25 protein-coding genes are annotated in these 25,368 nt (G+C 68.9%); 13 read left to right on the top strand and 12 right to left on the bottom strand.

Going from position 1 to position 25,368, the window contains the following annotated elements; all coding sequences use genetic code 11:
- The 3 genes from KCH48_RS40640 to KCH48_RS40630 form a co-directional block, all read left to right on the top strand.
- On the top strand, positions 1-696 hold a 696-nt coding region (locus KCH48_RS40640; protein ID WP_210582666.1), incomplete at its 5' end, for an ATP-binding cassette domain-containing protein.
- A gap of 8 nt (positions 697-704) precedes the next feature.
- Positions 705-1,517, top strand: coding sequence for an ECF transporter S component (locus KCH48_RS40635; RefSeq protein ID WP_374104756.1), 813 nt, complete (start codon positions 705-707; stop codon positions 1,515-1,517).
- A gap of 337 nt (positions 1,518-1,854) precedes the next feature.
- On the top strand, positions 1,855-2,274 hold the full coding sequence (locus tag KCH48_RS40630) for a transglycosylase SLT domain-containing protein (RefSeq protein WP_210582664.1): 420 nt from the start codon (positions 1,855-1,857) through the stop codon (positions 2,272-2,274).
- A 101-nt stretch (positions 2,275-2,375) separates the two neighbouring features.
- Here the strand turns inward: KCH48_RS40630 and KCH48_RS40625 are convergent, their stop codons facing one another.
- Together KCH48_RS40625 and KCH48_RS40620 are read right to left on the bottom strand one after the other, a co-directional pair.
- Positions 2,376-3,494, bottom strand: a complete 1,119-nt coding sequence (locus KCH48_RS40625; protein WP_210582663.1) for an amidinotransferase — start codon at positions 3,492-3,494, stop codon at positions 2,376-2,378.
- 192 nt (positions 3,495-3,686) lie between these two features.
- Complete coding sequence (locus KCH48_RS40620; RefSeq protein WP_210582662.1) at positions 3,687-4,922, bottom strand: cytochrome P450; 1,236 nt, start codon at positions 4,920-4,922, stop codon at positions 3,687-3,689.
- Positions 4,923-5,189: 267 nt separating this feature from the next.
- On the opposite strand from KCH48_RS40620, the gene KCH48_RS40615 reads away from it, so the two are divergent.
- From KCH48_RS40615 to KCH48_RS40605, 3 genes are all read left to right on the top strand, one after another.
- Positions 5,190-6,359, top strand: coding sequence for a steroid 3-ketoacyl-CoA thiolase (locus KCH48_RS40615; RefSeq protein ID WP_210582661.1), 1,170 nt, complete (start codon positions 5,190-5,192; stop codon positions 6,357-6,359).
- 834 nt (positions 6,360-7,193) lie between these two features.
- A complete protein-coding gene (locus tag KCH48_RS40610; RefSeq protein ID WP_210582660.1) occupies positions 7,194-7,940 on the top strand; it encodes a hypothetical protein in 747 nt (248 codons plus the stop codon).
- A gap of 140 nt (positions 7,941-8,080) precedes the next feature.
- Complete coding sequence (locus KCH48_RS40605; RefSeq protein ID WP_210582659.1) at positions 8,081-10,297, top strand: CHAT domain-containing protein; 2,217 nt, start codon at positions 8,081-8,083, stop codon at positions 10,295-10,297.
- Here KCH48_RS40605 and KCH48_RS40600 read toward each other — a convergent pair.
- The 3 genes from KCH48_RS40600 to KCH48_RS40590 form a co-directional block, all read right to left on the bottom strand.
- The gene (locus KCH48_RS40600) at positions 10,282-10,620 is read right to left on the bottom strand and encodes a hypothetical protein (protein ID WP_210582658.1); all 339 of its coding nucleotides are present in this window, start codon (positions 10,618-10,620) and stop codon (positions 10,282-10,284) included. The genes KCH48_RS40605 and KCH48_RS40600 overlap by 16 nt on opposite strands.
- Before the next feature lie 103 nt (positions 10,621-10,723).
- The gene (locus tag KCH48_RS40595) at positions 10,724-11,347 is read right to left on the bottom strand and encodes a hypothetical protein (RefSeq protein ID WP_210582657.1); all 624 of its coding nucleotides are present in this window, start codon (positions 11,345-11,347) and stop codon (positions 10,724-10,726) included.
- Between the two features lie 435 nt (positions 11,348-11,782).
- On the bottom strand, positions 11,783-12,463 hold the full coding sequence (locus tag KCH48_RS40590) for an SDR family oxidoreductase (RefSeq protein WP_210582656.1): 681 nt from the start codon (positions 12,461-12,463) through the stop codon (positions 11,783-11,785).
- A gap of 207 nt (positions 12,464-12,670) precedes the next feature.
- Between KCH48_RS40590 and KCH48_RS40585 the strand changes: the two genes are divergently transcribed.
- Both KCH48_RS40585 and KCH48_RS40580 read left to right on the top strand, forming a co-directional pair.
- Positions 12,671-13,090 (top strand): winged helix-turn-helix transcriptional regulator, encoded by a 420-nt coding sequence (locus tag KCH48_RS40585; protein WP_374104755.1) that lies wholly within the window; start codon positions 12,671-12,673, stop codon positions 13,088-13,090.
- A gap of 143 nt (positions 13,091-13,233) precedes the next feature.
- Positions 13,234-16,161 carry a GH92 family glycosyl hydrolase gene (locus KCH48_RS40580; protein ID WP_210582654.1) on the top strand — a complete coding sequence of 976 codons (2,928 nt, stop codon included), beginning with the start codon at positions 13,234-13,236 and terminating at the stop codon, positions 16,159-16,161.
- A 68-nt stretch (positions 16,162-16,229) separates the two neighbouring features.
- On the opposite strand, the gene KCH48_RS40575 is transcribed toward KCH48_RS40580, so the two are convergent.
- Both KCH48_RS40575 and KCH48_RS40570 read right to left on the bottom strand, forming a co-directional pair.
- Positions 16,230-16,499 (bottom strand): DUF397 domain-containing protein, encoded by a 270-nt coding sequence (locus KCH48_RS40575; RefSeq protein ID WP_210582653.1) that lies wholly within the window; start codon positions 16,497-16,499, stop codon positions 16,230-16,232.
- Positions 16,459-17,307, bottom strand: coding sequence for a helix-turn-helix transcriptional regulator (locus tag KCH48_RS40570; RefSeq protein ID WP_210582652.1), 849 nt, complete (start codon positions 17,305-17,307; stop codon positions 16,459-16,461). Before KCH48_RS40570 ends, KCH48_RS40575 begins: the two co-directional genes overlap by 41 nt.
- Positions 17,308-17,405: 98 nt before the next feature.
- On the opposite strand from KCH48_RS40570, the gene KCH48_RS40565 reads away from it, so the two are divergent.
- Genes KCH48_RS40565 through KCH48_RS40555 form a run of 3 tightly spaced genes read left to right on the top strand, consistent with a single transcriptional unit; the run spans position 17,406 to position 19,759 of the window.
- Positions 17,406-17,798 carry an ATP-binding protein gene (locus tag KCH48_RS40565; RefSeq protein WP_210582669.1) on the top strand — a complete coding sequence of 131 codons (393 nt, stop codon included), beginning with the start codon at positions 17,406-17,408 and terminating at the stop codon, positions 17,796-17,798.
- A 3-nt stretch (positions 17,799-17,801) separates the two neighbouring features.
- Entirely contained in the window at positions 17,802-18,659 is an 858-nt protein-coding gene (locus KCH48_RS40560; RefSeq protein ID WP_210582651.1) for a hypothetical protein, read from the top strand.
- Positions 18,656-19,759, top strand: a complete 1,104-nt coding sequence (locus KCH48_RS40555; protein WP_210582650.1) for a two-component regulator propeller domain-containing protein — start codon at positions 18,656-18,658, stop codon at positions 19,757-19,759. The genes KCH48_RS40560 and KCH48_RS40555 overlap by 4 nt, the downstream gene beginning before the upstream one ends.
- Before the next feature lie 13 nt (positions 19,760-19,772).
- On the opposite strand, the gene KCH48_RS40550 is transcribed toward KCH48_RS40555, so the two are convergent.
- On the bottom strand, positions 19,773-21,812 hold the full coding sequence (locus tag KCH48_RS40550; RefSeq protein ID WP_210582649.1) for a bifunctional glycosyltransferase 87/phosphatase PAP2 family protein: 2,040 nt from the start codon (positions 21,810-21,812) through the stop codon (positions 19,773-19,775).
- A gap of 237 nt (positions 21,813-22,049) precedes the next feature.
- Between KCH48_RS40550 and KCH48_RS40545 the strand changes: the two genes are divergently transcribed.
- Positions 22,050-22,721 carry an O-methyltransferase gene (locus KCH48_RS40545; protein WP_210582648.1) on the top strand — a complete coding sequence of 224 codons (672 nt, stop codon included), beginning with the start codon at positions 22,050-22,052 and terminating at the stop codon, positions 22,719-22,721.
- Positions 22,722-22,738: 17 nt separating this feature from the next.
- Here the strand turns inward: KCH48_RS40545 and KCH48_RS40540 are convergent, their stop codons facing one another.
- A complete protein-coding gene (locus KCH48_RS40540; RefSeq protein ID WP_210582647.1) occupies positions 22,739-23,131 on the bottom strand; it encodes an FHA domain-containing protein in 393 nt (130 codons plus the stop codon).
- 81 nt (positions 23,132-23,212) lie between these two features.
- On the opposite strand from KCH48_RS40540, the gene KCH48_RS40535 reads away from it, so the two are divergent.
- Complete coding sequence (locus KCH48_RS40535; RefSeq protein WP_210582646.1) at positions 23,213-23,641, top strand: DUF1992 domain-containing protein; 429 nt, start codon at positions 23,213-23,215, stop codon at positions 23,639-23,641.
- Between the two features lie 5 nt (positions 23,642-23,646).
- Here KCH48_RS40535 and KCH48_RS40530 read toward each other — a convergent pair whose 3' ends face one another.
- The 3 genes from KCH48_RS40530 to KCH48_RS40520 form a co-directional block, all read right to left on the bottom strand.
- Positions 23,647-23,964 (bottom strand): hypothetical protein, encoded by a 318-nt coding sequence (locus KCH48_RS40530; protein WP_210582645.1) that lies wholly within the window; start codon positions 23,962-23,964, stop codon positions 23,647-23,649.
- Between the two features lie 13 nt (positions 23,965-23,977).
- Positions 23,978-24,556, bottom strand: coding sequence for a hypothetical protein (locus KCH48_RS40525; protein ID WP_246886664.1), 579 nt, complete (start codon positions 24,554-24,556; stop codon positions 23,978-23,980).
- A gap of 170 nt (positions 24,557-24,726) precedes the next feature.
- Positions 24,727-25,329: a hypothetical protein gene (locus KCH48_RS40520; protein ID WP_210582644.1), complete on the bottom strand. Its 603-nt coding sequence runs from the start codon at positions 25,327-25,329 to the stop codon at positions 24,727-24,729.
- Positions 25,330-25,368: the final 39 nt, after the last annotated feature.

Here is a 25,368-nt window from a genome sequence, read left to right as displayed (position 1 = left end):
CGCACCCTCTCCGTAACCCGCAACCACATCCAGGCCCTACGCCACATCGACCTCACCGTCACTCCCGGCGAAACCATCGCCCTCATGGGCCGCAACGGCGCCGGCAAATCCACCCTCCTCAACACCCTGGTCGGCCTCGTAAAACCCACGGAGGGAACCGTCACCACCGGCGGAGCCGTCGGCCTGGTCCCCCAGGAACCCCGAGACCTCCTCTACGCCGACACAGTCGCCGGCGAGTGCACAGCCGCAGACGCCGACGCAAGCGCAGCGCCCGGAACCTGCCGCACCCTCGTCTCCGAACTCCTCCCCGGCATCTCGGACGACGCGCACCCGCGCGACCTGTCCGAGGGCCAGCGGCTGACGCTCGCGCTGGCGGTCGTCCTCACCGCCCGCCCGCAACTCCTGCTCCTCGACGAGCCGACCCGCGGCCTCGACTACGCGGCGAAGGCCCGCCTGGTCACGCTCCTGCGCGAACTGGCCGCACAGGGCCACGCGATCATCCTCGCCACCCACGACGTGGAACTCGCCGCCGAACTCGCGCACCGGGTGGTCCTCCTGGCAGAGGGCGAGGTGATCGCCGACGGCCCGACAGCCGACGTCGTCGTGTCGTCCCCGTCCTTCGCCCCGCAGGTCACGAAAATCCTGGCCCCCCAGCGGTGGCTCACGGTCACGCAGGTGATGGAGGCCCTGGAATGAGTCCTGGCATGAGTGCACGCGTGGTCCCCCTCGGCCCCCGCTCCCTCACCGCCCTCGCCCTCGTCAGCGCGGTGGGAGTGATCGCGTTCGGCTGGCCCTTCCTCGCGCCGCCCACCTCCCAGGTCAGCGCCCACGCCCAGGACGCCCCCTGGCTGTTCGCGGGCCTTCTCGTGCTCCTCGTCGCGGTCGTGGCGGCGACGATCTCCGAGTCGGGGCTCGGCCCGAAGGCGGTGGCGATGCTGGGTGTGCTCGCCGCGACCGGTGCGGCTCTCCGGCCCCTCGGCGCCGGGACGGCCGGCCTGGAGCCGATGTTCTTCCTCATGGTGCTGAGCGGCCGCGTCCTCGGCCCCGGCTTCGGCTTCGTCCTCGGCTCGGTGACCATGTTCGCGTCGGCACTGCTCACGGGTGGGGTGGGCCCGTGGATGCCGTTCCAGATGCTGGCGATGGGCTGGTTCACGATGGGCGCGGGCCTGCTGCCGGGCGCCCGACGTCTGCGGGGCCGTACCGAAATCGTCCTCCTCGCCGCGTACGGATTCCTGGCGGCCTTCGCCTACGGCACGGTGATGAACCTGGCGGGCTGGCCCTTCATGGGTGCGCTCGCCTCGAACATCGCCTTCGACCCGCATGCCGCCGTCCCCGCGAACCTGGCCCGCTTCCTCGCGTACTGCGTGGCCACGTCGCTCGGCTGGGACCTGGGCCGTGCGCTCGTCACGGTCGTTCTCACCGTCACGCTCGGCCCGGTGATCCTCAGGGCCCTGCGCCGGGCCACGCGACGGGCGGCTTTCGAGGCGCCGGTCACATTCGACGCTCCCGCTGAGTGAGACGGAGTCGACCGTCTGTCAGCGAGGCGGTGAACCACCCCACATGACTCAGATCACCTACGATCCCGCTTAGTCGGACAAATCGGATGCCATGCCCACGCCATTCCGCCCTCTGACCTGCACATAGAGAGCCACGTCACACAGGCCGCGATCACCTCAGATGCGACCGCAACTAGTAAAAGGGGTCATTGCGGACCCCCTCCCGGCCTGTTCTTCTGGATGACGTCGCACGGCGCCGACGTGCCCCTCGGGGCCGCGGCGCCGACGCATGCTCCCCCCGCCTCCGTGCGGCACCGGCATGTCCGCGGCGCACTGTCCCCGAAGAAAAAGGTTCTCCGTGTCTGTCTCCCGCATCGCTCGCCGCATCGCGTCCCCGAAGAAGGCCCTCACGACCGCCGCCGTGGCCGCTGCCGCCACCGGCCTGGTCCTGACCGCGGCCCCGGCGCACGCGGCGCCCGCTTCCTCCGCCGCCCAGGCGAAGGCGATCGCGAAGCAGATGATCCCGAGCACCGCTCAGTACAACGCCTTCAGCAAGATCGTCGAGCACGAGAGCGGCTGGGACGTCGACGCGATGAACGCCTCGTCCGGCGCCTACGGCCTGGTCCAGGCCCTGCCGGGCTCGAAGATGGCCTCGGCCGGCTCCGACTGGAAGACCAACGCCAAGACCCAGATCGAGTGGGGTCTCGACTACATGAACGACCGCTACGGCAGCCCGGTCGGCGCCTGGAACTTCTGGCAGGCCAACGGCTGGTACTGATCCCGGCCCCCACAAGCAGGCGAAGGCGGCGGCCCCCCGATCCCCGGGGCCGCCGCCTTCGCCGTACCCGCTGTTCCTCACATGGCCTTACCCGCTGTTCCTCACATGTAGGACTCCAGCGTGCCGCGGCGGCGGATGTCGAGGGTGGCGCAGTGGAACGAGCCGCCGAACGGGGCGTAGTGCATCAGGTCGGACGGGACGGGCTCGAAGCCCCAGGATTCGAGGGCGCGCAGCATCCTGGTGTGGTGGCGTTCCGCGATCACGCGGGTGCCGTCGAGTACGAGGACGTTCATGCTGAGCCACTTGCCGCACATCGAGGTGACCTTGAGCAGGCGATCGTCGATCGGGTCCGGCTCGGGGGCGATCAGGACGTCCCAGGACTTCAGGACCTCGGGGAGGTGGTCCACGTCGATGTACTCGGGGTTGACCAGGACCTTTCCCGGCGCGAGCGGGAGGAAGGTCGTGTCGATGTGCATCGGCGTGCGGCAGCGGCTCTCGATCTCGTGGAGGCGGTAGCCGGGGCCCAGGTGGCGGCGCAACCACTCGATGCCCATGCCGTTGGTGACGTTGCTCCGGGTGACGAAGATGTCCCGTCCCGCGCGTACGAAGTCCGCCGCATCGAAGACCGGTTCAAACTCGGTGAGGATGTAGCGCATCGGCTCGCCGGGCCTCGGGACACGGAAGTCCGGGTCGAACAGGTCCTCGGTGAGCTGCGGCTTCGGTGCCGCCGTCCAGCGCGCGCCGCGCCGGAAGTAGTCCTTCAGGAGCGTGCGGTAGGGGTGGGTCTCGAAGTACCGGCACGGCCAGGCCATCGGCGTCTCGATGATCTCGTCGCCGATCACGAGCATGCTGTCGCGCGGACAGCTGGTGCAGAAGCCGTACGACGACCAGTCGGGGGTGCCGAAGCGCCGCCGCTGGTCGACCGGGTCGGGGCGGGTGACCGTGATGCCGAGGGAGCGCAGCAGCTCGACGAACTGATCGAGTTCCTGCTGGGCCGGCTCGATCAGCATGCGCGGATACCGCAGGCCGGCGGCGATCCCCTGCATCCGTGCCGCCCAGCCCGGGATGTTGCAGGTCACGACCGGGTGGCCGGAGGGGATGGTGGCGCCGTCGAGACGTCCGACGACGACCTCCTCCAGCGGGTCCCACTCGTTGTGGGAATTGACCGGGGTGGCGAGGGGCTCCGCCGCGGGCGCGGCTGTGGTTGAGGTTGCGGTCATGGTCCGGGCGCTTTCGGTCACGGGCTGGCAAAGGGTGGGTCACCGAGTTGCCAAATCTCCGCGAGTCATGCCCTCGCTACGTCCTGTGAGATGCCGGTGTCGCGGGGGAGGCAGGAACGGGGCGTAGGAGGATGCTCCTGCCTCCCTCGGGACGGGCCGGCGGCGCGCCGGGAGCAGCCGCCGGCCCGAGCGTCAGGCCAGGCTCACCTGGAGTTCCTTCACGCCGTTGATCCACGCCGAGCGCAGCCGCCGCGGGTCGCCCACCAGCCGCAGGTCCGGCATCGCGTCGGCGATCGCGTTGAAGATCAGGTCGATCTCCAGGACCGCCAGGGACTTGCCGAGGCAGTAGTGCGGGCCTCCCCCGCCGAAGCCGAGGTGCGGGTTCGGGTCGCGGGTGATGTCGAAGGTGTCGGGGTCGTCGAAGACCTCGGGGTCGTGGTTGGCGGCGGCGTAGAAGAGGCCGACGCGGTCGCCCTTCTTGATCTGCTTGCCGCCGAGTTCGGTGTCCTGGGTGGCGGTGCGCTGGAAGGAGTTGACCGGGGTGGCCCAGCGGACGATCTCCTCCGCGGCCGTCTCGGGACGCTCCGCCTTGTACAGCTCCCACTGCTCGGGGTTCGTGAGGAAGGCGTGCATGCCGTGGGTGATGGCGTTGCGCGTGGTCTCGTTGCCCGCCACGGCCAGCATCAGCACGAAGAACCCGAACTCGTCCGAGTTGAGGTTGCCTTCGTCCTCGGCCGACACCAGGGTCGTCACGATGTCCTTCGCGGGGCACTGCTTGCGGTCGGCGGCCATGTTCATCGCGTAGGCGATGAGCTCGGTGGCGGACTCCTGGCCGACCTCCTCGGTGATCGCGTACTCCGGATCGTCGTACGAGATCATCTTGTTGGACCAGTCGAAGATCTTGGCCCGGTCGTCCTGCGGGATGCCGATCAGCTCGGCGATGGCCTGGAGGGGCAGTTCGCAGGCGACTGAGGTGACGAAGTCGAAGGGGCCCGGGTGGGCGCGGGCCTCCGCCACGATGGAGCCCGCCCTAGCCCTCAGCCGGTCCTCCAGCGCCCGTATCGCGCGCGGCGTGAAGACCCGCTGGACGATCTGGCGGACCCGGGTGTGCTCCGGCGGATCCATGTTGAGCAGGATCAGGCGCTGGGCGTCGATCGCGTCCCGCTCGATGTGCTCGTTGAAGCGGATGATCGCGGTGTTGAGGGTGGAGGAGTAGAGCTCGGGGTGCGTGGAGACGTACTTGACATCCGCGTGCCGGGTGACGGCCCAGTACCCCTCGTCCTGGAAACCCGCCAGGTTGGACGCCTGGGGGATCCAGCGGACCGGTTCGGCACGGCGCAGCTCGGCGAACTCCGGCAGCGGGACTCGGTGTTGCAGCAGATCGGGGTCGGTGAAGTCGAACCCGTCGGGAAGCGCTGGACAGGACATCGGCGGCTCCGGCCATCTGACGGTCCATCAGTAACGGGGAATCGCCGTGAAGGTAGTAACGGGTTCTACAAGTAGCAAGGGGTACGGCGCCCCCAATTGCGTGCAGAACTCGTGCAGATCGCAACTTCGGAGGCTGCACGACCCTTGCGGCAATGGACGACGTGTCAGCAAACTGCTGACAGAACTAGAACGCGTACTAGTTCTGCGTGGCGGGCTGGGCCGGGACGCCCCCGCGCCGCGCGGGTCACCCGAGGAAGGACCACCCCCATGGCCGCGGAACCCGTGATCGTCGAAGCCGTACGCACCCCCATCGGCAAGCGCGGCGGCGCGCTCGCCAACCTCCACCCCGCCTATCTCCTGGGCGAGACCTACCGTGAACTCCTCGGCCGCACCGGCATCCCCGCCGACTGCGTCGAGCAGATCGTCGGCGGCACCGTCACCCACGCCGGCGAGCAGTCCATGAACCCCGCGCGCACCGCGTGGCTGACCATGGGCCTGCCGTACGAGACGGCCGCCACGACCGTCGACTGCCAGTGCGGCTCCTCCCAGCAGGCCTCCCACATGGTGGCCAACATGATCGCCGCGGGCGTCATCGACGTCGGCATCAGCTGCGGCGTCGAGGCCATGTCGCGCGTGCCGCTGGGCTCGGGCTCCAAGCACGGGCCCGGGAAGCCGTTCCCCGACGAGTGGAACGTCGACCTGCCCAACCAGTTCGAGGCGGCGGAACGCATCGCCCGCCACCGCGGCCTGACCAGGGAGAACGTCGACTCCCTCGGGCTCATCTCCCAGGAACGGGCCGCGGGCGCCTGGGCCGAGGAACGCTTCAAGCGCGAGACATTCGCCGTCCAGGTCCCGACCACCGAGGACGAGCAGCGCGCCGGACAGGGCATGTGGCGGCTCGTGGACAAGGACGAAGGCCTGCGCGACACGTCCATGGAGGCGCTGGCCGGCTTGAAGCCGGTCATGCCGACAGCCATCCATACGGCGGGCAACTCGTCGCAGATCTCGGACGGTTCGGCCGCCATCATGTGGGCGTCGAAGCGGATGGCGCGTGCGCTGAAGCTACGGCCACGTGCGCGGATCGTCGCGCAGGCCCTCGTAGGCGCCGACCCGCACTTCCACCTCGACGGCCCGATCGACGCGACGCGTGCCGTGCTGGGCAAGGCGGGCATGACGCTGAAGGACATCGACATCGTCGAGATCAACGAGGCCTTCGCCTCCGTGGTGCTGAGCTGGGCCCAGGTCTTCGAGCAGGACCTGGCGAAGGTCAACGTCAACGGCGGTGCGATTGCCCTTGGTCATCCGGTGGGCGCGACAGGGGCCCGCCTGATCACCACCGCCCTGCATGAACTGGAGCGCGCCGACAAGGAGTTCGCACTCATCACCATGTGCGCGGGTGGCGCGCTGTCCACCGGCACGATCATTCAGCGGCTGTAGCCGGGGCGTGAAACTGGCAACCTCGCGTAATCGTGAGTCGCGTATTCCTCAGCGGTGAGGGTCCGTGCTCACCGTGCGTGGTCGTCGCTCTGCTGGAGGGAGGGGCGGCCACCGCATGTTGATCTCAGGACGCGTTTTACTCGGAGCCGATCTTGTGCCCCCGACTACACCTTGAGCAGGTGTAGCCGATAGGCAGCGGGGTTGGTCATCGCCGGGTGTGCACAGTCGCCTGAATGCTGCCGAGGCGGTGGAGGTGTCGATGCTCTGGTCGAGGACTACCAGGTCGACGCCGCGTGTCTGGAGGCCGTTGGCGAGGGCGAGACACCTTGGGTTGGTGCAGCCATCGCGGGGATCATCCGCCCGGAATCCCCGAGAACCGCCGACGCAGCCTTCCGGGATCCCGGCCCACGAAGGGCTTCGTGAAGGAGTCGAGAATGTACGCGGCATACACAGCCACATCTGCTCCCACAGCTCCCGCGCATCCCCGGAAAGCCCGCCCTTCGGCGAACCCCTGAGCGCCGAACGCCAGGGAGACGATGCCGGCCAGGCAGAGCACGCTGAGCGGCTGACCGAGGCGGGGTCGAGCGCCGATCCCGTTCGCACTCCGAGCGGGCGCGCTCCGCACGACCTGCATGGGCAACTCGGCGAGGCGCGACCCGTCGCCCCGGACATGACGCTGGGACTACACGGTCCGCCTGCGCAGCCCGCCCCGCCTCAACAGCGCGGCCGTGCGTGCTGGGGACAGGGTTGTTGATGAGGCGGGTGGATCTCGGGGCCGGGTGAGACTGTCAGGAAAAGAGCGACATTCCCTCCCGGCGCTGCCATAGTGCCCGCATGGAGGAGGCGCAGCTGCGCGACGCTCTGGACCGGTTCATGACCTCGCTGACGCTTCGGGATGCGCGAGACGCGCTGCGCGAGGCTCCGGCACTGCTCGGCAACGAGGTCTTGGTGTGGCTGGACGAGGCCCTGCGCCGGCTGCGGCAACAGAACGACGAGGAATACATCGCGAAAATCGAGCACTGGCTGGGATTGCTGCGCGTCTTCCGGCGTTTCGGTGTCGAAGAGGGGTACTGGGAACTGCTCGCAGACGCGCTGTTGCCCGCCGACCAGGCTCAGACGGAACGAGTGCTCACGGAGTACCCGGAGCTGTCGAGCGACGCGGCGCGGGAATATTTCGATCGGCGTGAGCGGGAGAGCCATATGGCAGCCGATCAGACTGCCGCGAGCAAGTACCTGTTGGCGTCGATCCTGCCCAGGGCCCAGCTCGCACCAAGTGGATTTGACACCGCTCTTGTCTTCCCCAGTGAGTTCTTCACGGGCTACGTATGCCAGGGCGACGAGGCGCTTCGTCATCGGTACCTCGTCGATCACCCCGCGCAGCTGGAGATGCCGACGGCCCTCGTCGCCGAGTCGATGTTCCAGCCGCCGATGAATCAGGCATGGGCGGATGTCGACCTGGTGGCATTGCGCGATCTCTATCTGCGCCGGGCCATGTTCCGCCGCGCGCTGCGCGTGGGCGCGCGGGAGGCGATCCGTGAGTTCGAGGAGGGGGTCGAGTGGCCGGATCTGATCACGACGTAGCGGATGAGCCGATAGACCGTGTGGCGCGCGTGGAACAGCATGCGGCCCACCTGCGGGCCGAGATCCTCGAACTGGAGTCAGGCTCGGACGAGCAGCTGCGGCTGTACCACGATGCCGTCGTCGTGACCGTGTGGAGCTCGATGCTCCAGCAGAACGTCGCCGAACTCGACCATATGCTGCACATCATCCTCAACGGCATCCGCTCGGCGACGCATGCCGGACGGGCGCTCTTCCCGCTCAACGAGGACCTGTTGGCGGCGCTGGCCGGAGCGGCGACATGTCATATCCAACGTTTCGACTACCGGTTCGAGATCTCGGACCTGGACGAGGCCGAGCGGCACGCCCGCCAGGTGCTCGAACTCGGCGCGGGCCGGGAGATCCCGCCGCCGGTCGCGGTCGACGTGCACCTGGTGCTCGGCCGGGTCGCCGTCCGGCGCAGCCAGCTGGGCATCGATCCGAAGGCGGTCCATCGCGTCATTCCCTCGCTGCGGGAATGCGTGGACAGATACAGCGATGGCTTGACGATGGCGGTGCTGGCCACTTGCCTGCGCGTCTCCGTGGCGCATCCGGACACCACGGCACAGGACGCTCAACTGGCGCTGAGCGAGGCGGCTGGTCTGTTCCACACCTTGCTGAGTCACCCCCGGCCTGACATCCCGGTCGGTGATCTCCTGAGCGCCCAGTGGCTGACCGGGCTGGGCTTGGTGCACTACGCCGCTTATCTGCTGGGGAGTTCGGAGCAGGACCTCCAAGAAGCGCGACAACTCATCGACGGGGCGGGCTCGGTCGATCCGCGGGATCCTGAGGCGGCACTCGCAGCAGCCTTGATCGACGGCACCGCTGCCGGTTACCGCCGAGCCATGCACTTGAGCACCCGCAATGCTTTCGTGTTCAAGCAAGCGTCGGCGCTTCTCGCCTACGCGCTGCTGGCCGAAAGCGACGACGAAGGGGTCGCAGACGCCTCATGCAGCGCATTGGATCTGCTGTACGGCCTGGCACAGCGTCAGGTGCGGCAGGAGGACCGATTGAGGTTCCTGCGCGACATCGCCGATCTGATCGCGCTGGCCGCGCCCGCGCTGGCCACCGTCCCCGGCCGGGAGGTGTCAGCGGTCGAGCACATCGAGCGGGCGCGGATGACCACCCTGCGTGAGCAATTTCCCCACGATGAACAGGATCTCCACCTTCTCGGCGAGGTGCGGCCCGATCTGGCGATCCCCTTGCGTCGGGCGCTGGAGACCTTCAGATCGCCGCATGTCTCCGCCGTATCCCGCGGAGCCGCCCGCGACGGAGTGATGTACTACCAGGACGAGGCACGGAAAGTGCCCGGCTTCTCGCGTCTGCGCGACATCCCGGACATGACCTGCCTTGACCTCGATGCGCCGCTGGTCTACCTGGTGCCCGGACGTCCGGCGGGCGCCGCGTTCATCTTGTACCCGGATCGCGAACCGAGCGCACACGCGCTTCCCGGTTGCCCGCACGGGCCGGTTCCCGAACCGGTGGCAAACTTCCAGCAGGCGACCTACGGCAGCAGCTGGCCCACCGGGGCACGCAGGGCCGCGGTCACGGGCGTCACCACATGGGCCTGGGACGCACTCTACGCGCCGATCCGTGAGGCGGTCGCGGGCTACCCGTCCGTCCACGTCGTCATGACGTCATACCTCACCGGCGTGCCGCTGCACGCCGCACGTAGCAGTGAAGGGATGTACGTACTCGAGGAAGTCGGCATCCGTTACGTCCCGTCGGCCGGCGCCCTCGTCCTCGCGCGGCAGCGGCTGGTCCCTGAACTCGAGCCGAAATTCCTGGCGATTCCCCAGCCGTCCGGCGCAGGCATCGCCCTCGACCATGCCTACGAGGAGGTGAAGGACGGCGCGGCATACTTCGACGCGGCTCGCGTGCTGCAACCCGACGAAGTCGATCGCGCGACGATCCTGGACGCCCTCGGCGGCGTCGGCATGCTGCACGCTTCATGCCATGGACTGGCCGATCCCGAGGACCCGCTGGCCAGCGGACTGGAGCTCGCCGGGGGCGAGCGGTTCACGCTGCGCGAGCTGTTCGAGCGACCGCAGGATCACCTGCTGGTCGCCGTGCTGTCGGCCTGCCAGACGAACGTGCCCGATCTCGAACTGCCGGACGAGGCGATCAGTCTGGCCGCCGGGATGCTGGTGAGCGGCTGCCGCGCGGTGATCGCCTCGTCGTGGCAGGTGCCTGACGCGGCCTCCGCCGAGCTGATGCGTGAGATGTACCGGCGGTGGCGCGGGGACGGCCTGGATCTTCCGGAAGCGTTGCGCTCGGCGCAGCTGGCCATGGCATCGCGCGCCCCGTACTACTGGGCCGGCTTCTCCTATGCGGGCCCCTGATCCACCTCGGGCTCCGCCTGGTCGATCGGTCGGGGACCGGCCTTGGTCTGCACCCACGCCTTCCGCAGTCCCTGCACGCTCTCAAGGAGCTCGCGAACCCCGTTCAGCAGCAGAGCCGAGGCACCGACCGCGCCCCCGGACGCGGTGATGACGACCGTGAACGAGTTGATCGCCTCAAGGGCCGTGCTGCGCTCCGTGTCCTCGAGTTCGACTTGTACCGCCGATACGTCGTCCAGCCTGCCGAGTATCCGCTCGAGTTCAGCCGAGTCCGCGCTGTCCGCATCGATGTCGAGGTAGAGCACCAGGTCCTGTGCGTCGGGCACACGCGCCTCCCAAAGCCGACATTCATGCACACCATAGCTTCCTCGGCTTCCTGCGCGGTCGAGAACAGTCAACGACGTCCTGCGGCCGACGCGTTGGACCTGGCTACCCAATGGCTGGCCCTCGCCCCGGCCACACCAGCGCCTGCACCTCGCTGTACTCGTGCGGCGCGTACGAGGAGACCAGAACTGGCGACCTCGCGTAATCGGGGGTCGCGTATTCCTCGGCTGTTGAGGGCTCGTGGTCACCGTGAGTGGTCACCTGGGGATAGTGCCGCCAGGTTCCTCCGGCCTCTTCGGCGAGGCGGGCGCTGGTGTCGTCGTGGTAGCCGAGCATCCGGGCGACCACCGGAGCCGCGGCCTGGAAGACAACGTGGCGGAACGCTCCGGTGCGTCCGAAACGGCGCTCGCACTCGGCGGCCCAGCCGTAGGCCGGGTCGGTGGCGTAGTCGCAAAACAGCCACACCGCCGCCTGGTAGCTGCGCAGCGTCGAGCGAACGCGGCCACGGACCGCCCGCAGATCGCCGAACCACTCGTCCGCCAGCGGCGAGGACCAGTTCCATGGGAAGGCGTCCGCGTGCGCTGCGAACGCCCGCACCTTGCGCCCACGGCCGTTGACGGTCGACAACGTGAGGTTCCGCGCCAGCTGCTGGTTGCGCCAGCCGTCCAGCATCGCCTCGAAGACCTGCTCCTCCGGCCGCGGCAGCGGCACCCCATCGGCCAGGTGCAACCGTGCGACCCCAGGCGTCGCCCCGTCCCTGCCCGTCAATTCATCACGTTCCGTAGATCGCATCCGGCGCGAGAATCTCGTATCAGATGCGAAGCCCGAAGCGGAACGACACGGGCCTGGCCTGCCCGCTCCCGTCTCGGCAGGTAGGCGGTGACCCTCTAGCTGCTGATCAGCGACATCCCGATGCGCGCCCGGCCAACACGGCGCAAGATGACGCCAGTTCGCATCAGATGCGATTTGCGCCGGTTCCCAGATACGCGTCAAAGGGGCGGTCGGCCTGGAGGCGGCCCGCCGCGAGCGCGGGGCGTCCATCCGCATCATCGCGGCCGGAGTGAAGGTCCCGGTCGGTGTCGTCCACAAGACCCTGGCCGAGGCCAAGACAGAGGCCCAGCGCGATCAGTAGCTCGCCGCTGGGCCTCGGGGTGAGCCGGCCGGTCAGGCCCCGAAGACGGCCTCGGAGCGGTCGCGGTTTTCGTGCAGGTCCCAGTACAGAGGAGCGATCTCCTCGGACGTGGCCGTTGGGAAGCCCTCCGGACCGCCGTCGCCGATCCACACACTGATCGCCACGTGGGCGGCGTGCACACCGCTGCCGGCCAGTTCCTTGTTCAGGTTGATCACCCAGTTGCGCAGAGCTGCCTGGGACGCGTTGACGTTGCCGAACATCGGCACCGGGTCCACGGAACCGCCGCCGGTGGTGAACAGCAGGGTCCCGGCACCCGCCTCGCGCATCGCGGGCAGTACCGTGCGGGTCGCCGCGATGGCGCCGTAGAAGCTGTACTCCATCATCGGCTGCAGATTGTCCACGGTGACCTCCGAGGGAGCGGCCAAGGTGATGCCGGGCACCGGGGAGTGCGGGGCGGGCGAGTACTCCAGTACGTCGATGCCACCGAAGTGGGCCTTGGCCGCGTCAAGGGCATCGGTCAATGAGGCGCGGTCGAGGATGTCGGCGGGGAACGCGGCTGCCGTGATGCCTTCCTGGCCGAGCTGGTCGACCAGCGTTTCCAGCTTCTCCTTGGTACGGGCGATCAGGGCGACGTCGAAGCCGCGGCTGCCGAAGGTGCGCGCTATGGCCAGGCCCATGCCGGGGCCGGCGCCGACGATGGCGAGAGTGGGCACAGTGAGATCTCTTCCGTGTTGTGACCGCCGGGACATACGGAGGCCGGACGCCCGGCCGGCGTGTGGATCAGGTGGGTAGATCAGGCGTGGGCTGCATTCGTGCCCTGACCTGCAATTCCTACTATTCGTTCGTAACGCCATGATGAGCCAGTATGGAAGGCGATACAAAAGGCACATCGGTGTGCGCGACGGAGAGGAATGGGCGCTATGCAGGACAGCGCGGGTATCGGGATGGCGGCTGCGGTCGGGCCGTGCGCGAGCATCCCCGCCGAACAGATGGACTTCATCCGCCAGGTACTCGATCGGGTGGGCGACAAGTGGAGCATGTTGATCATCGCCGTCCTGGAGGGCGGCCCCATGCGCTACACCGACTTGCAGCGCCAGATCCCGGGCATCTCCCAGCGCATGCTGACCCACACCCTTCGCCAACTCACAGAGGACGGGTTGATCAGCCGTACCGCCTACGCCGAGGTGCCACCGCGCGTCGAGTACGCGCTCGCCCCGCTCGCCGGCGGCCTGAACGAGATCGTCAAGCAGCTGATCGGCTGGGCGGCCGACCACCACGACGAGATCCGCGCCAACCGTTCCCGTGCCGGCACCACCGCCTCCTCCGCGCCCCGGCCCTGAAGGCGTCACGCTTCACACGCGCAGAGTCGAGTAGTTCTGAGCCACACCGTTCGTTGGCCTGCAGGTCGACCGGCTGTCGGACGAACAACGACTTCGGGCCGGATACTTGCGCGATTCCGATCCCCGCGTGAAAGGGAACGCGCATGCCCTTCCGGAAATCCGCGCGCACGTGGCGCCTGCCCGTGCGCGCGGCCTGCTCCCTGGCCGCACTGCTGTCGACGTCGCTCGTCGCCGCCCCGACCGCCGCGGCCTCGGAGCTCGCGCCCTTCGAGGCCGTCGACCAGTTCATCGGCACCGAGATGGACACGACCCAGAACAAGAGCAACGACGCGTACGGCAACACCTACCCGGGCGCCGCGGTGCCGTTCGGGATGGTGCAGTCGAGCCCGACCACGTACAAGCCGGGCCCGGCGCTCGTCGGCGAGAAGGGCGGGTACGAATACACGGCCGACCTCATCCGCGGGTTCGGCATGACGCGGTATTCCGGCTCCGGCTGCACAGGCCGCTACGGCGGCTACGAGTTCCCGGTGATCCCCTTCGCCGGACACCTCGACAACGATGTCCTGCCGGTCGATCCCTCGACGAACATCAAGGACTACTACCTGGGCTTCGACCACGCGAACGAGACCGCCGACCCCGGCTACTACTCGGTCGACCTGGACAACGGCGTCAGCGCCGGACTCACGGCGAGCGCGCGCACGGCCGTGAGCACCTTCGACTTCCCCAGGAGCGGGGATTCGACGCTCCTCCTCGACGTGTCGGGGCCGAACAACCGCACCTTCGGCAGCGAGGTGACGATCGACCCTGAGACCCGCACCGTGAGCGGATGGACGTACGGCGTCGACGTGTGCGACAACGGCAACTACTACAAGACGTACTTCTCGACCACGTACGACAGGGACTTCGCGTCGTACGGCGTCTGGAAGGACGGCGGGATGACCGCCGGCGCGACGCACGTCCTGAAGAGCACGGACGACGTGAGCGTCGACTACCGGCACGACACCGGCGCCTGGATCACCTTCGCCGACGGCGCCAAGGTGACCTCGAAGACCGGCCTCAGCTTCGTCAGCGTCGAGAACGCCGCCGAGAACCGTGACCGGGAAGTCGGCAGGGCGGGCTTCGGCACCGTCCGGGACCGGGCGGCACGCCTCTGGAAGGACGCGCTCAGCACGATCGACGTCGACGGCGGCACCGACGAGCGGCGTACGACGTTCTACACGGCCCTCTACCACGCCTTCCTGCACCCGAACATCCGGGACGACGTGAACGGCGAGTACCTCGGCTACGACAACAAGGTCCACACCGTCGAGCGCGGCCGTCACTTCTACAAGAACTTCGCGGGCTCCGGCTGGGACATGTACCGCAGCCAGGCGCAGCTCATCGGGCTCACGTTCCCGAAGGTGGCGAGCGACATCAACCAGTCGATCGTGCAGCTCACCCGGCAGACGGGCTCCTGGGCGCCGGGAGCGGCCCGTATGCAGGGGGACAACCTCCAGGTGATCGTGTCGACCCTGGACGACATGGGGGCGACCGACTACAACCGCGAGGCCGCGCTGAAGTCCATGGTCTCCACGCAGCGGCTTCCCGCGACGCGGACGACCCGCACGGACGGCTACCAGTACCTCGCCACCGGGATGATCGAGAACCGCAAGGGCGACTTCGCCACCTCACGGGTCCTGGAGTACTCCATCGACGACTTCGCGATCGCCCAGCTGGCCCAGCGGCTCGGCGACAAGCGGTCGTACGACGTCTTCATGGCGCGCGCCCAGAACTGGATGAACGTCTTCGATCCGCAGACCCGGCACATCCGCCCGCGCGAACGCACCGGCTTCGACCGGAACTTCGACCTGCGGGTACGTGAGGACGGCGCGGGGCGCGGCCAGTTCAACCAGTCCACCGGCTACCAGTACGGCTGGCTCGTCCCGCACAATCTCGCGGCGCTCATCGAGAAGCGCGGCGGGATCGAGGCGTCGACGACGGCGCTCGACGTCCTGATGGAGCAGCTGGACGCGGGCGCGTACACCCAGACCGGGAACTACCTCTCCAACCAGCCGGCGTTCAGCACGCCGTGGGTCTACAACTGGCTGCGGGCGCCCGAGAAGGCAACGGACGTGCTGTACAGGGCCGTTGAGGAGCTGTACGACACCTCGCCGTCGGGACTGCCGGGCAACGACGACCAGGGTTCGCTGAGCGCGTGGTACGTGTTCGCCCACCTCGGTGTGTTCCCGACGATCTACGGCACCGGCGACCTCGTCGTCAGCGCGCCGATGTTCGAGAGGATCACCATCGACCCCGTGGGCGTGGACCGCCGGGACATCCGAATCAGGGCTAAGGGCGTCGAGGACGGGAAGCGGTACACCACCGGGCTGCGCGTCAACCGGGCGGCGCAGAGCGCGACTTGGATCGATGCGAGGCTCGTTCGCTCCGGGGGCACGCTCGACTTCTCGATGTCGGCCACTCCGGGAACGTGGGGCACCGGTGCCGGCGACGTGCCGCCCTCCTACGCCGACGGCACCGACGCGCGCAACAACGCCGGTACGACCCCCGACGGGCGGGGCGACCTCGGCTCCCTCGACCTCAGCGACTGGTCCCTGTCCCGCGAGAGCCTCGCGGCGGCCGGAGCGTCTCCCGGCGCCCGACTCCCGATCGCCGGTACGGGGATCACGTTCACCTGGCCCGACACCGCGCCGGGCACGCCGGACAACTGGATCCCACACGGCCAGCGCGTCGACCTGCCGAACACACGGGCCGACAGCGTCTCCTTCCTCGGCCTGGCGACGAACGGCCCTGCGGCGGGAACGGCGACGGTGGTCTACACGGACGGCTCGACTCAGCGGGTCCCCGTCGAACTCGGCGACTGGGCCGCGCCCGCGTCGGCAGGCAACACGGCGCTCGTCACCGTGACAGGCCGCAACAACACGGCTGGACCGAGCACCGACGGCACGTTTCGCGTGTTCGCGACGAGCCCGGCGGGGCTCGACCCCGGGAAGGTCGTGGACGCGGTTCTCCTGCCGGAGGGCAGCGATCGGGGGGTGATGCACGTCTTCGACGTCGCTACGCAGGGGTCTTAGATGTTGTTCGGCGGCTGCGGGTGCGTGGGGGCTGGTCGCGCAGTTCCCCGCGCCCCTTTCGGGGTGCTTTAGTCGGCGGACGTCCAGGAGATGAAGGTCTTGAACGCGGCGGGATCGAGGGTGAGGGTCGGTCCCGCCGGGTTCTTGGAGTCGCGGATGGCTACGCAGGTGGGGGCTTCGGCGATCTCGACGCAATCGCCGCCTTGGTCACTGCTGTGCGTGGACTTGCGCCAGGCCAGAGGACCGAGCGGCGCGCACTCGACGCAGTTGCCGCCCTGATCGCCGCTGTAGCTGGACTTACGCCACTGGATCCCCGTCGGAATCGCATTGCTCGCCATAGCGTTCCTCCATTGCCCGCCTGATCAGGTCCGCCGAATCCCTGAGGGAGAGCGCGGCGGCTTGCAGATGATCGTAACGGAGCGAGCAGTCTTTGACCGTGTCCGGGTTGGCGGTGGGATGCCCGCTGCCGTAGCCCTCCGTATAGACGATGGTCGGGTCGCTCGCGAAGCGGTAGACGTTGTACGAGCCAGTCAGCCCCGCATGCGCACCCGCCGAGAACGGCAGCACCTGCACATTGATCCGCGGATTGCTCTCGAAGCCCAACAGATGCGCGAGTTGGTTCCGCATGACCTCACGGCCGCCGATCTCCTGGTACAACGCGGCCTCGCTGACGATCATCCAGAAGACCGGCGGCTCCTTCTTCTCGAAGATGCGCTGACGAGCCAGTCGCACGGCGGTGCGGTCGTCGAGGTTGGACTCGTCCAGCACGCTGAGGACGGCACGGGCGTATGCCTCGGTCTGGAGGAGGCCGTGGACCATGTGCGTCTGGAAGGTGCCGATCTCCGTGGCCCGTACTTCGAGTTCCGCCACCTGCTGAAACCACGCCGGTAGTTGACTCCGCAGCACCAGATCGACCAGCCGGTACAGCAACCCGCCCGTCTCCAGCGCCGTGTCCGCCCGCTGGCTGAACTCCGGCGTCGGGAGCTTCCGGGCCGTTTCGATCTGGCCGACCATCGAGCCGGTGTAGTTGAGGATGTCCCCGAGCTGCTTCTGCGTCAGGCCGGCGACCTCTCGGTGGCGGCGCAGCTCGAAGCCGTAGTAGTCGAGCGGCGAGGCTCCCGGATCCAGAACGTTGATGTGCGTCACTGACAGCCCCCACTGCAGAGCTAGTTGTATCCGTTCGGTAGCCCAGAGTAGTTACGCCAGGCCAACCTCGTACTGTGAACGAACCAATCCAGTACGCCATGCGCCTCACCGTCGGCGCACACTCGGCTCGCCATATCCGCCGTATCGTCCGCTCGCTGCTGCACGAGTGGGAGATGGCGGAGCTGTCCGACGCGGCCGAACTGGCCGTGACCGAGCTGGTCGCCAATGTCGTACGGCATGTTCCGGACCGGCGATGCCAGCTGGTGGTGCTGCGGCAGGCGGGGGCCGGGGTGCGGGTGGAGGTGTCCGACGGGTGCTCCCGACTGCCTTCCCTGCGGAGTGAGTTGCCGCCGGAGGCGGAGGGCGGGCGCGGGCTGGTGCTGCTCGATGCGGTGGTCGACAAGTGGGGCGTGGACCGGCGGGCGGACGGTGGGAAGACCGTGTGGTTCGTGCTTTCGGGAGGGGTCCCGACGGGGGACCGGTTGAGTTAGGGCGTGAGCAGACTCGTCCCCCGGTTTGAGACCACCGCGGCTCTGATTCAGGCGACCAACGAAGTGCGGGAACAGGTCGTGCGCGCGCTTGCCACGTATGTCGAACTGTCCGGCCGGATGCGGGAGTTCGAGGACACGTTCAGCGCGCAGGTGCTGCACGCCGCGCAGCAGTTGCACGACATCATCGGGCAGCGCCGGCGTCTGGAGGCGGAGCTCGACCGGATCCGTACGCGGATCGAGCGGGACGGCTACGAGAGTGCCCAGGAGATCGAGGACGACGTCCACGCCGTGCTCACCGCGGAGCCGGACGACGCGGAGGAGGCGGCCCGCCATGGTGCCGTCCCCGACGCCGAGGACGAGCCGGGTGCGGGCGACGGCGAAGACGGACTGGACGACGCCGCGCGCAAACGCATCGTCCGGGACTTCAAGCGCGTCGTCCTCCCCTCGGTCCACGCGGACACCTCGGACGCGTCCTTCGCGGTCTTCGACGTGGCGTACTCCGCGTACAAGGCCAAGGACTACGTCGTCATGGAGGCCCTCGTCATCCAGTACCGGGGCGAGATCGGCGTGGAGGACGACGCGGGGCGGACCGTGCTCCAGGAGGAGGCCGCGGCCCGGCTGGGCGAGTACCGGGCGGCGGCGCGGCGGCTGGAGGAGCGGCTGCGGGCCGTCCGGCGGCACGTCACGGACGCCGAGGTCCACAACCCGGAGGAGACCCGGCTGCGGATGCGGCAGCGCAACGAGCAGATCCGGCGGGCCATCGACGAGGAGGCCGAGCACGTGCTGGAACTCCGCCGCCGTCTGGAAGCACTCCTCGACAGCGCACACGACGGATCGGATGGGGAACGGGAACGCCGATGAACGACAAATCACTGCGCCGCTGGTCGTCCCGCGGGCCGACGGCCCGTAGCGACGTACGCGACCTGATGAAGGAGTTCCTCAAGGAGGACGAGCAGGCCGAGACCCTGGAGTGGGACTCCTTCACCACGGCCAACGGACTGCCGCACAACTGGATCTACGACCTGTTCCAGGACTCCGCCGGTCGCGTCTGGGCCGGCACCTGGGGCGGCGGTCTCGCCCTCTACGAGCACGGCACCTGGCGGGTCTACGACCGTCGGCACGGGCTGGCCAGCGACGCGGTGACCTGCCTCGCCCAGGACGCACAGGGGACGATCTGGGCCGGGACGAACGCCGGGCTGAACCGCCTCGACGACGCGAGCGGCAGGTTCGTCAAGGCGGGGCTGACCGGCAAGAGCATCCTGAACATCCGCTTCGACCGCGAGCAGAACCTGTGGGTGGGGTGCTGGCGGGCCACCAGTTCGGGCGGCGGTCTGCACCGGTTCGACGGCCGGAGCTGGCATTCCGTCTCCAAGAAGGACGGCCTGCCGAGCCTGGAGATCCTGAAGGTGTTCGAGGACTCGCGCGGTCACATCTGGGTGGGGACCTACGAGCACGGACGCGGCGCCGGCGTCGGCCGCTGGGACGGCCGGTCGTGGCAGCGGTTCACGCGCCGGGACGGGCTGATCAACGACTGTGTGTACTCGATGTTCGAGGACCCCGAGGGCCGGATGTGGTTCGGCACGCTCGGCGGCATCTCGGTCTATGACGGCCGGAGTTGGCACCGTATGACCACGATGGACGGTCTGGTGGACGACCGGGTCTACGCGATGTTCATCGACCGGGACGACAAGATGTGGTTCGGCACCGAAGGGGGCGTCAGCCGCTTCGACGGCACGGCGTGGGAGTCGTTCACCCGCGACAACGGCCTGGTGGAGAACCTGGTGCGGGCGATCATGCAGGACCGCGACGGGCACCTCTGGTTCGGCACGTACCCGTACGCGCCCGACGCGGGCGGCATCAGCCGGGCCCGCAAGCGCGAGAGCCGTCAGGACATCGCCGCGGTGACCCGGCGCTACCTGCAGCCCGGCTCCAGCTCCAGAAGGGAACTGCCCGGCGAGTGACCGCGGCGCCGCTTCAGGCGCCGGGTTTCACCAGCTCCCGTTCCTCCCCCACCGCGGCCTCCTTCACCATCCGCGCCCGCGGCCCCTGGAACACGTACGCCAGCCCGAACCCGCCACCGACCACCATCGCGCCACCGACCGCGTCGAGGATCCAGTGGTTCCCGGTGACCACGATCGCCGTGAGCGTGAAGAACGGATGCAGCAGCCCCAGCCCCTTCATCCACCACTTCGGCGCGATGATCGCGATGACGAGCCCGCACCACAGGGACCACCCGAAGTGCAGCGACGGCATCGCGGCGTACTGGTTGGTGAGCGCGGTCAGGGTGCCGTAGTCCGGCTTGGAGAAGTCCTGGACGCCGTGGACCGTGTCGATGATGCCGAGGCCCGGCATCAGGCGGGGCGGGGCGAGCGGGTAGAGCCAGAAGCCGACCAGGGCCAGCAGCGTCGTGAGGCCGATGGAGGCGCGGGCCCAGCGGTAGTCGACGGGGCGGCGCCAGTACAGGACGGCCAGCACGCTCAGCGGGACCACGAAGTGGAAGGAGGTGTAGTAGAAGTCGAAGAAGTTCCGCAGCCAGTCGACCTTGACCACGGCGTGGTTCGCCCAGTGCTCGATGTCCATGTGCAGGAACCGCTCGAGCGACAGGATCTGGTCGGCGTGGTGCTCGGCCGTCGCCCGGCCCTCCGCATTGCTGCCGCCGGTCGCCGCGAGGCGGACCTTCTGGTAGGCGGCGTAGGTGACGCGGATGAGCAGCAGCTCCAGGAGCAGGTTCGGGCGGGTGAGGACGCGGCGCAGGAACGGCAGGAGCGGGATGCGCTTGAAGCGGGCCGGGACGGGGGCGGCGTACTCCGTGGGGATCGGTGCGCGGTAGTACGGGGACGTCCTCGACAGGAACGGGATGGCGGTGGCGGCGGCCAGGGCGGCGATCAGGACCACGTTGTCGCGCAGCGCGTACACCGCCGACATGTTCGGCAGCAGCATCTTCGCCGGGAGGGTCATCACGATGACGACGGCGACCGGCCAGACGTAGCGGTCGGAGGCCCGCTTGCCGACCCGGCCGACGACGGCGAGGAGCACCCACAGGAGCTGGTGCTGCCAGGTGGTCGGGGAGACCGCGATCGCCGTGCAGCCCGTGACCGCGACCGCGAGGAGCAGCTGGCCGTCGCGGGCGTAGCGGACGGCCCGGCGCAGGCCGAGGACGGCGACGGTCGCGCCGAGCGCCAGGAACAGTCCGATCTCCAGCGGACCGGACAGCCCGAGCCGCAGCAGCGCGCCGTGCAGGGACTGGTTGGCGAGGTCGTCGGCGGCGCCGCCGAGGCCGACGCCGGCCATGTGGTGGACCCAGTAGGTGTACGAGTCGTGCGGCATCGCCGCCCACGCCAGCGCCGTGCACGCGGCGAACGTGATCCCGGTGGACAGGGCGGCCCGGCGTCTGCCGGTGAACCACAGCAGCGGGGCGAAGAGCAGCACGGTCGGCTGGAGCGCGGCGGCGAGGCCGATCAGGACACCGCTGGCGCGCTCGCCGCGGACCGCGAAGCAGCCGGCCAGGACGAGCAGGACGGGGATGATGCCGGTCTGGCCGAGCCAGAAGGCGTTGCGTACCGGCAGCGACAGCATCAGCAGGCTGATCGCGACCGGCGCGGCCAGGATGGAGGCCCGCCAGGTCACCGGCTTGGGCAGGGCGCGGGCCACGACCAGGCCGAGCGCGACGACCAGGAGCAGGGTGCCGAAGGTCCAGCCCCAGCCGAGCGCCTGCTCGGCCGACCGGGTGAGGGGCTTGAGGACAAGACCGACGACGGGGGTGCCGGTGAACTGCGTCGAGTCGTACAGCGAGCCGTTGACGTGCAGGACGCCGTTGTCGCCGACCCAGGTCTCGAGGTCTGTCAGCCGCTCTCCGCGCGGGGTGCCGAGGACGACGGCCACCTGCCGTACGGCGAGGATCGCGGCGACCAGCCAGAGACCCAGGCGGGCCGCGCGCAGGCGTGCCCTGGCCGTACCGACGGCTGTCGCTCCGAACGCACCCGCCGGTCGCCCGCTGTGTTCCGCATTCGCCACGCCTCGTCGGCCTCCCGCCCCGTTCGCGAACCCTGTGGGGCTCGCACCGCCCCCGGAGAAGGACGCAGGCCATCCCCGCTTCACCTGACGTCTCTTCTTCTTTTATCTGCAAGACGATAGTCCGGGGGTAGGGAGGTTGCCTCCTTAGGACGCGAGATGGATCACACTGGCAGGGAAACCCGTGGTTCATGGAAACCCGTGTTCTTTCTGAACAGCCCTAGGGAAGGCAGTAGGCGCATGAGCGAGTCGCAGCGCTGGGACGACGTCGACTTCTACTTCTCCGCCCACCTCTCACCGGACGACGACGTCCTGCACGCCGCCCTGCGCGACAGCGAGGCCGCCGAGCTCCCGCATGTCAGCGTCACGGCGCCGCAGGGCAAGCTGCTCCAGCTCCTGGCCGAGATCCAGGGCGCCCGGACGATCCTGGAGATCGGCACGCTCGGCGGCTACAGCACCATCTGGCTGGCCCGCGCGCTCCCCTCCGACGGCCGCCTGGTCTCGCTCGAGTACAGCCCCAAGCACGCCGAGGTCGCCACCCGCAACATCGCCCGCGCGGGGCTCGACAAGATCGTCGAGGTGCGGGTCGGCGCGGCCCTGGACTCGCTGCCCCACCTCGCCGACGAGAACCCAGCCCCCTTCGACCTGGTCTTCATCGACGCCGACAAGGCCAACAACCCGGGCTACGTGGAGTGGGCGCTCAAGCTGACCCGCGCGGGCAGCCTGATCATCGTCGACAACGTCGTCCGCGGCGGCCGTGTCGCCGACGCCGACGACACCTCCCCGGACGTCCGCGGCACCCGCGCCGCCCTCGAACTCATCGGCTCCCACCCGAGGCTCAGCGGCACGGCGATCCAGACGGTGGGCAGTAAGGGTTACGACGGTTTCGCGCTGGCGCGCGTGCTCGCGTAGGGGGGCCTGTCCGGCGCTCAAGCCTCGTGATAGAAGCCGACGTTGACGCTGCGGGGGGCGGTGCGGTCCACGATGATCAGCTCGCCGCTGCCGCCCCTCGGTAGCGGCACGGTCCCGCCGTAGCCCAGCGGCTGCGCATGATCGCCGACCGTCAGCCGCACCTCGGAGGACGGATCGGGCTGGGAGCCGCGCAGCCAGGTCACCTGCCAGCTGCCGTCCGGTCCGCACAGGAACTCCAGGTGGACCCGGGAGACGAACAGCCAGTCGTCGGGCGTCGACAGCCTGCACACCGACTTGTCCCGGCCCACCCGCAGCACGGCGCCCGGGTCACTGGGCGAGTCGGCCATGAGCATGCCGGCCGTGGCGCCCGCGTCCGCCGCGGAAACGGCGGCCATGGTGAGTTCGAGCACGTCGCGCTCCTCGTGAAGTGTCCCTACCTGGCCGCCGAATGATAAATCGCCCGACCCCACCGCGTCCGGCACAATGAACTCATGACCGAGCGAAAGCCACCGGGTGTGCCGTTCGAGTCCTGGGTGGACAAGCAGATCCGAGACGCCGAGGGGCGGGGCGAGTTCGCCCAACTGCCGGGCGCGGGGAAGCCGTTGCCGTCGAGTTACGACACCACGTACGACGAACTGTGGTGGATCAAGGAGAAGATGGCCCGCGAGGGCCTCTCGGTGCTGCCGCCATCGCTCGCGCTGCGCAAGGAGGCGGAGGACGCGCTGGCGTCCGCGCTGGTCGCGCCGTCGGAGCGGATCGCCCGGAAGATCATCACGGACGTCAACGTCAAGATCCGCGACATGATGTACAAGCCGCCGCCCGGTCCCCCGCTCGGGATGAAGCCGTACGACGTCGAGGACGTCGCACGGCAGTGGCGGGAGCGCCGGACGGCAGATGACGCAGATGACGCTGCCGACTAGGTGACTCAGATGCGTAGGAGTCGTTCCGCGAGCTCGCGGTAGTCGCGCAGGGCGAGACGCAGTTGCTCGGTGTCTGCGCTGGCCACGGACTCTTCGGCCTCGGCGGACTGCCATGTCCTGCGCAGGGTGCGCCGACGCTGGGTCAGGGAGTCGGTGACACGGCCGGTGATCTCCTCGACCACCCGGTCGACCTCCTCGACGGAGGCCCGGGGTGCGTCGACGAATCCGGAGACCGCGTGCTGAAGGCGCTCGGTGAGCTTGTCACGCTCTTCGTGCGGGAGGAGCGGGGTGGTCGCGGTTGTCGCGGTTGTCGCTTCCGGCATGTTCTTCAAGTCCTCAACTCCTTTGCAGCTGGTGCGTGTCGACGAGGTCCTCGAACAGCTTCCGCGCCTCGATCAGGGCCTCCCGCATCTCCTCCGTGCCGGCGCGGTTGTCCCCGTCGGTGCCCGTACGGGCGTTCGCGACGCGGTGGATGCGCCGGTAGCCGTGCACATGGTCCGCGTGGTGCACGGACAGCGCGGCGAGCTGTTCGTCGTAGTGCTCGCCGTCCGGGAATCCGCGGACGGCCGCGATCTCGGCCAGCAGCCGGTCGGCCTCGGTGACCGCCACGCGCGGCGATTCGACGAAGTGCTCCTGTACGGCCGTCCAGCGGGCCGCGTACTGGTCACGCACGGCAGGCTCCAGCGGCTGCTCCCGCAGCGCACCGTGCCGCTCCACCCGCTCGGCCAGCTCGCGCTCGGCGGCCTGCCTGTCCCCGTCGTGCCGGGCCACGGTCCTGTCGTACTCGGGCCCGAAGCGCTTCTTGAGATCCCTGCCGCCGCCGAACGCCCCCCGGCCGCGCAGGGTCAGATAGACGGCCGCGCCGATGACGGCGACCGCCACGATCACGATCAGAGCGATGATCACGCCAGACATGAATGCCTTCCGGGTTCTCGACCCACCCGACTCTCCCTACGAGCCGGTCCACAACCCGAGTTGCCCCAAGCCCTCACCTCAAACGGCGCCCGCACGAGGGCCGCCGGTGACCGCACGCCGCAAAGGGGCGCGGGGCTGTATCGATATGCGGCTCCGCCGCGTGGGCGCGACTAGCCACGACGGACCCGCACCGACCAGGACGTCATCGCCCCCCACGCGAGATCTTCACCTTCGACCGCGAGAAGCCCGGCGCGAGGAATCGTGACGACATCCTCGAAACGTCTCGAGTGTCTTGTCAGCACCTGCCGTTCCTTGCCCTCAAAACTGTAGAGGGCAAGACAACCGCCGGCCGATCCGAATTCGACGGAAACCTCGACACCGGGCACGCTGACGCGGAAGAACCGCGACGCTTCCGCCGTATTCTCCGTGGCCAGTTCGGGCAGGGAATCCAGGGCGAGGAAGCGAACGTTCCAGCGCCCCGGACTGCGTACCCCTCCGTCGATACGGATACGGGGATAGATCCCCACGGGGAACAGAACGTGGGCCCGCCCACGCCCCACCCCCGACCTCCCGAGGAATTCCTCTTTCCGCTGCCGGCCGTTCTCCCGCACTGCGTACATCTGGAAACCAGGGGCTAAGAATCCGGCCCACGCCTCCAGGATCACGCGTCCACCGGATCCACCGGGCAGCCCGTCCGGCACTTCAAGCACATGTTCGCCACGGCCCTTGAACTCCGGACCGTCATCGCCGCTACCCACCACGAACCCCTCCACCCCCTCCAGGAGACAGCGTGGCGATCAGCCTAGGACACG

Source organism: Streptomyces sp. GESEQ-4 (assembly GCF_017948455.1).
Classification (GTDB): Bacteria; Actinomycetota; Actinomycetes; order Streptomycetales; family Streptomycetaceae; genus Streptomyces.
Note: the sequence above shows the minus strand (reverse complement) of the source record. Positions and strands in the feature narration are given on the sequence as shown.

What these genes read in the sequence shown, in the direction of transcription:
- KCH48_RS40635 (WP_374104756.1), top strand. Translation starts at nt 705, where the DNA reads ATGAGTGCACGCGTGGTCCCCCTCGGCCCCCGCTCCCTCACCGCCCTC.
- KCH48_RS40625 (WP_210582663.1), bottom strand. Translation starts at nt 3,494, where the DNA reads ATGACCGCAACCTCAACCACAGCCGCGCCCGCGGCGGAGCCCCTCGCC.
- KCH48_RS40620 (WP_210582662.1), bottom strand. Translation starts at nt 4,922, where the DNA reads ATGTCCTGTCCAGCGCTTCCCGACGGGTTCGACTTCACCGACCCCGAT.
- KCH48_RS40615 (WP_210582661.1), top strand. Translation starts at nt 5,190, where the DNA reads ATGGCCGCGGAACCCGTGATCGTCGAAGCCGTACGCACCCCCATCGGC.
- KCH48_RS40610 (WP_210582660.1), top strand. Translation starts at nt 7,194, where the DNA reads ATGGAGGAGGCGCAGCTGCGCGACGCTCTGGACCGGTTCATGACCTCG.
- KCH48_RS40605 (WP_210582659.1), top strand. Translation starts at nt 8,081, where the DNA reads ATGCTCCAGCAGAACGTCGCCGAACTCGACCATATGCTGCACATCATC.
- KCH48_RS40585 (WP_374104755.1), top strand. Translation starts at nt 12,671, where the DNA reads ATGCAGGACAGCGCGGGTATCGGGATGGCGGCTGCGGTCGGGCCGTGC.
- KCH48_RS40580 (WP_210582654.1), top strand. Translation starts at nt 13,234, where the DNA reads ATGCCCTTCCGGAAATCCGCGCGCACGTGGCGCCTGCCCGTGCGCGCG.
- KCH48_RS40575 (WP_210582653.1), bottom strand. Translation starts at nt 16,499, where the DNA reads ATGGCGAGCAATGCGATTCCGACGGGGATCCAGTGGCGTAAGTCCAGC.
- KCH48_RS40565 (WP_210582669.1), top strand. Translation starts at nt 17,406, where the DNA reads ATGCGCCTCACCGTCGGCGCACACTCGGCTCGCCATATCCGCCGTATC.
- KCH48_RS40555 (WP_210582650.1), top strand. Translation starts at nt 18,656, where the DNA reads ATGAACGACAAATCACTGCGCCGCTGGTCGTCCCGCGGGCCGACGGCC.
- KCH48_RS40545 (WP_210582648.1), top strand. Translation starts at nt 22,050, where the DNA reads ATGAGCGAGTCGCAGCGCTGGGACGACGTCGACTTCTACTTCTCCGCC.
- KCH48_RS40535 (WP_210582646.1), top strand. Translation starts at nt 23,213, where the DNA reads ATGACCGAGCGAAAGCCACCGGGTGTGCCGTTCGAGTCCTGGGTGGAC.
- KCH48_RS40530 (WP_210582645.1), bottom strand. Translation starts at nt 23,964, where the DNA reads ATGCCGGAAGCGACAACCGCGACAACCGCGACCACCCCGCTCCTCCCG.
- KCH48_RS40525 (WP_246886664.1), bottom strand. Translation starts at nt 24,556, where the DNA reads ATGTCTGGCGTGATCATCGCTCTGATCGTGATCGTGGCGGTCGCCGTC.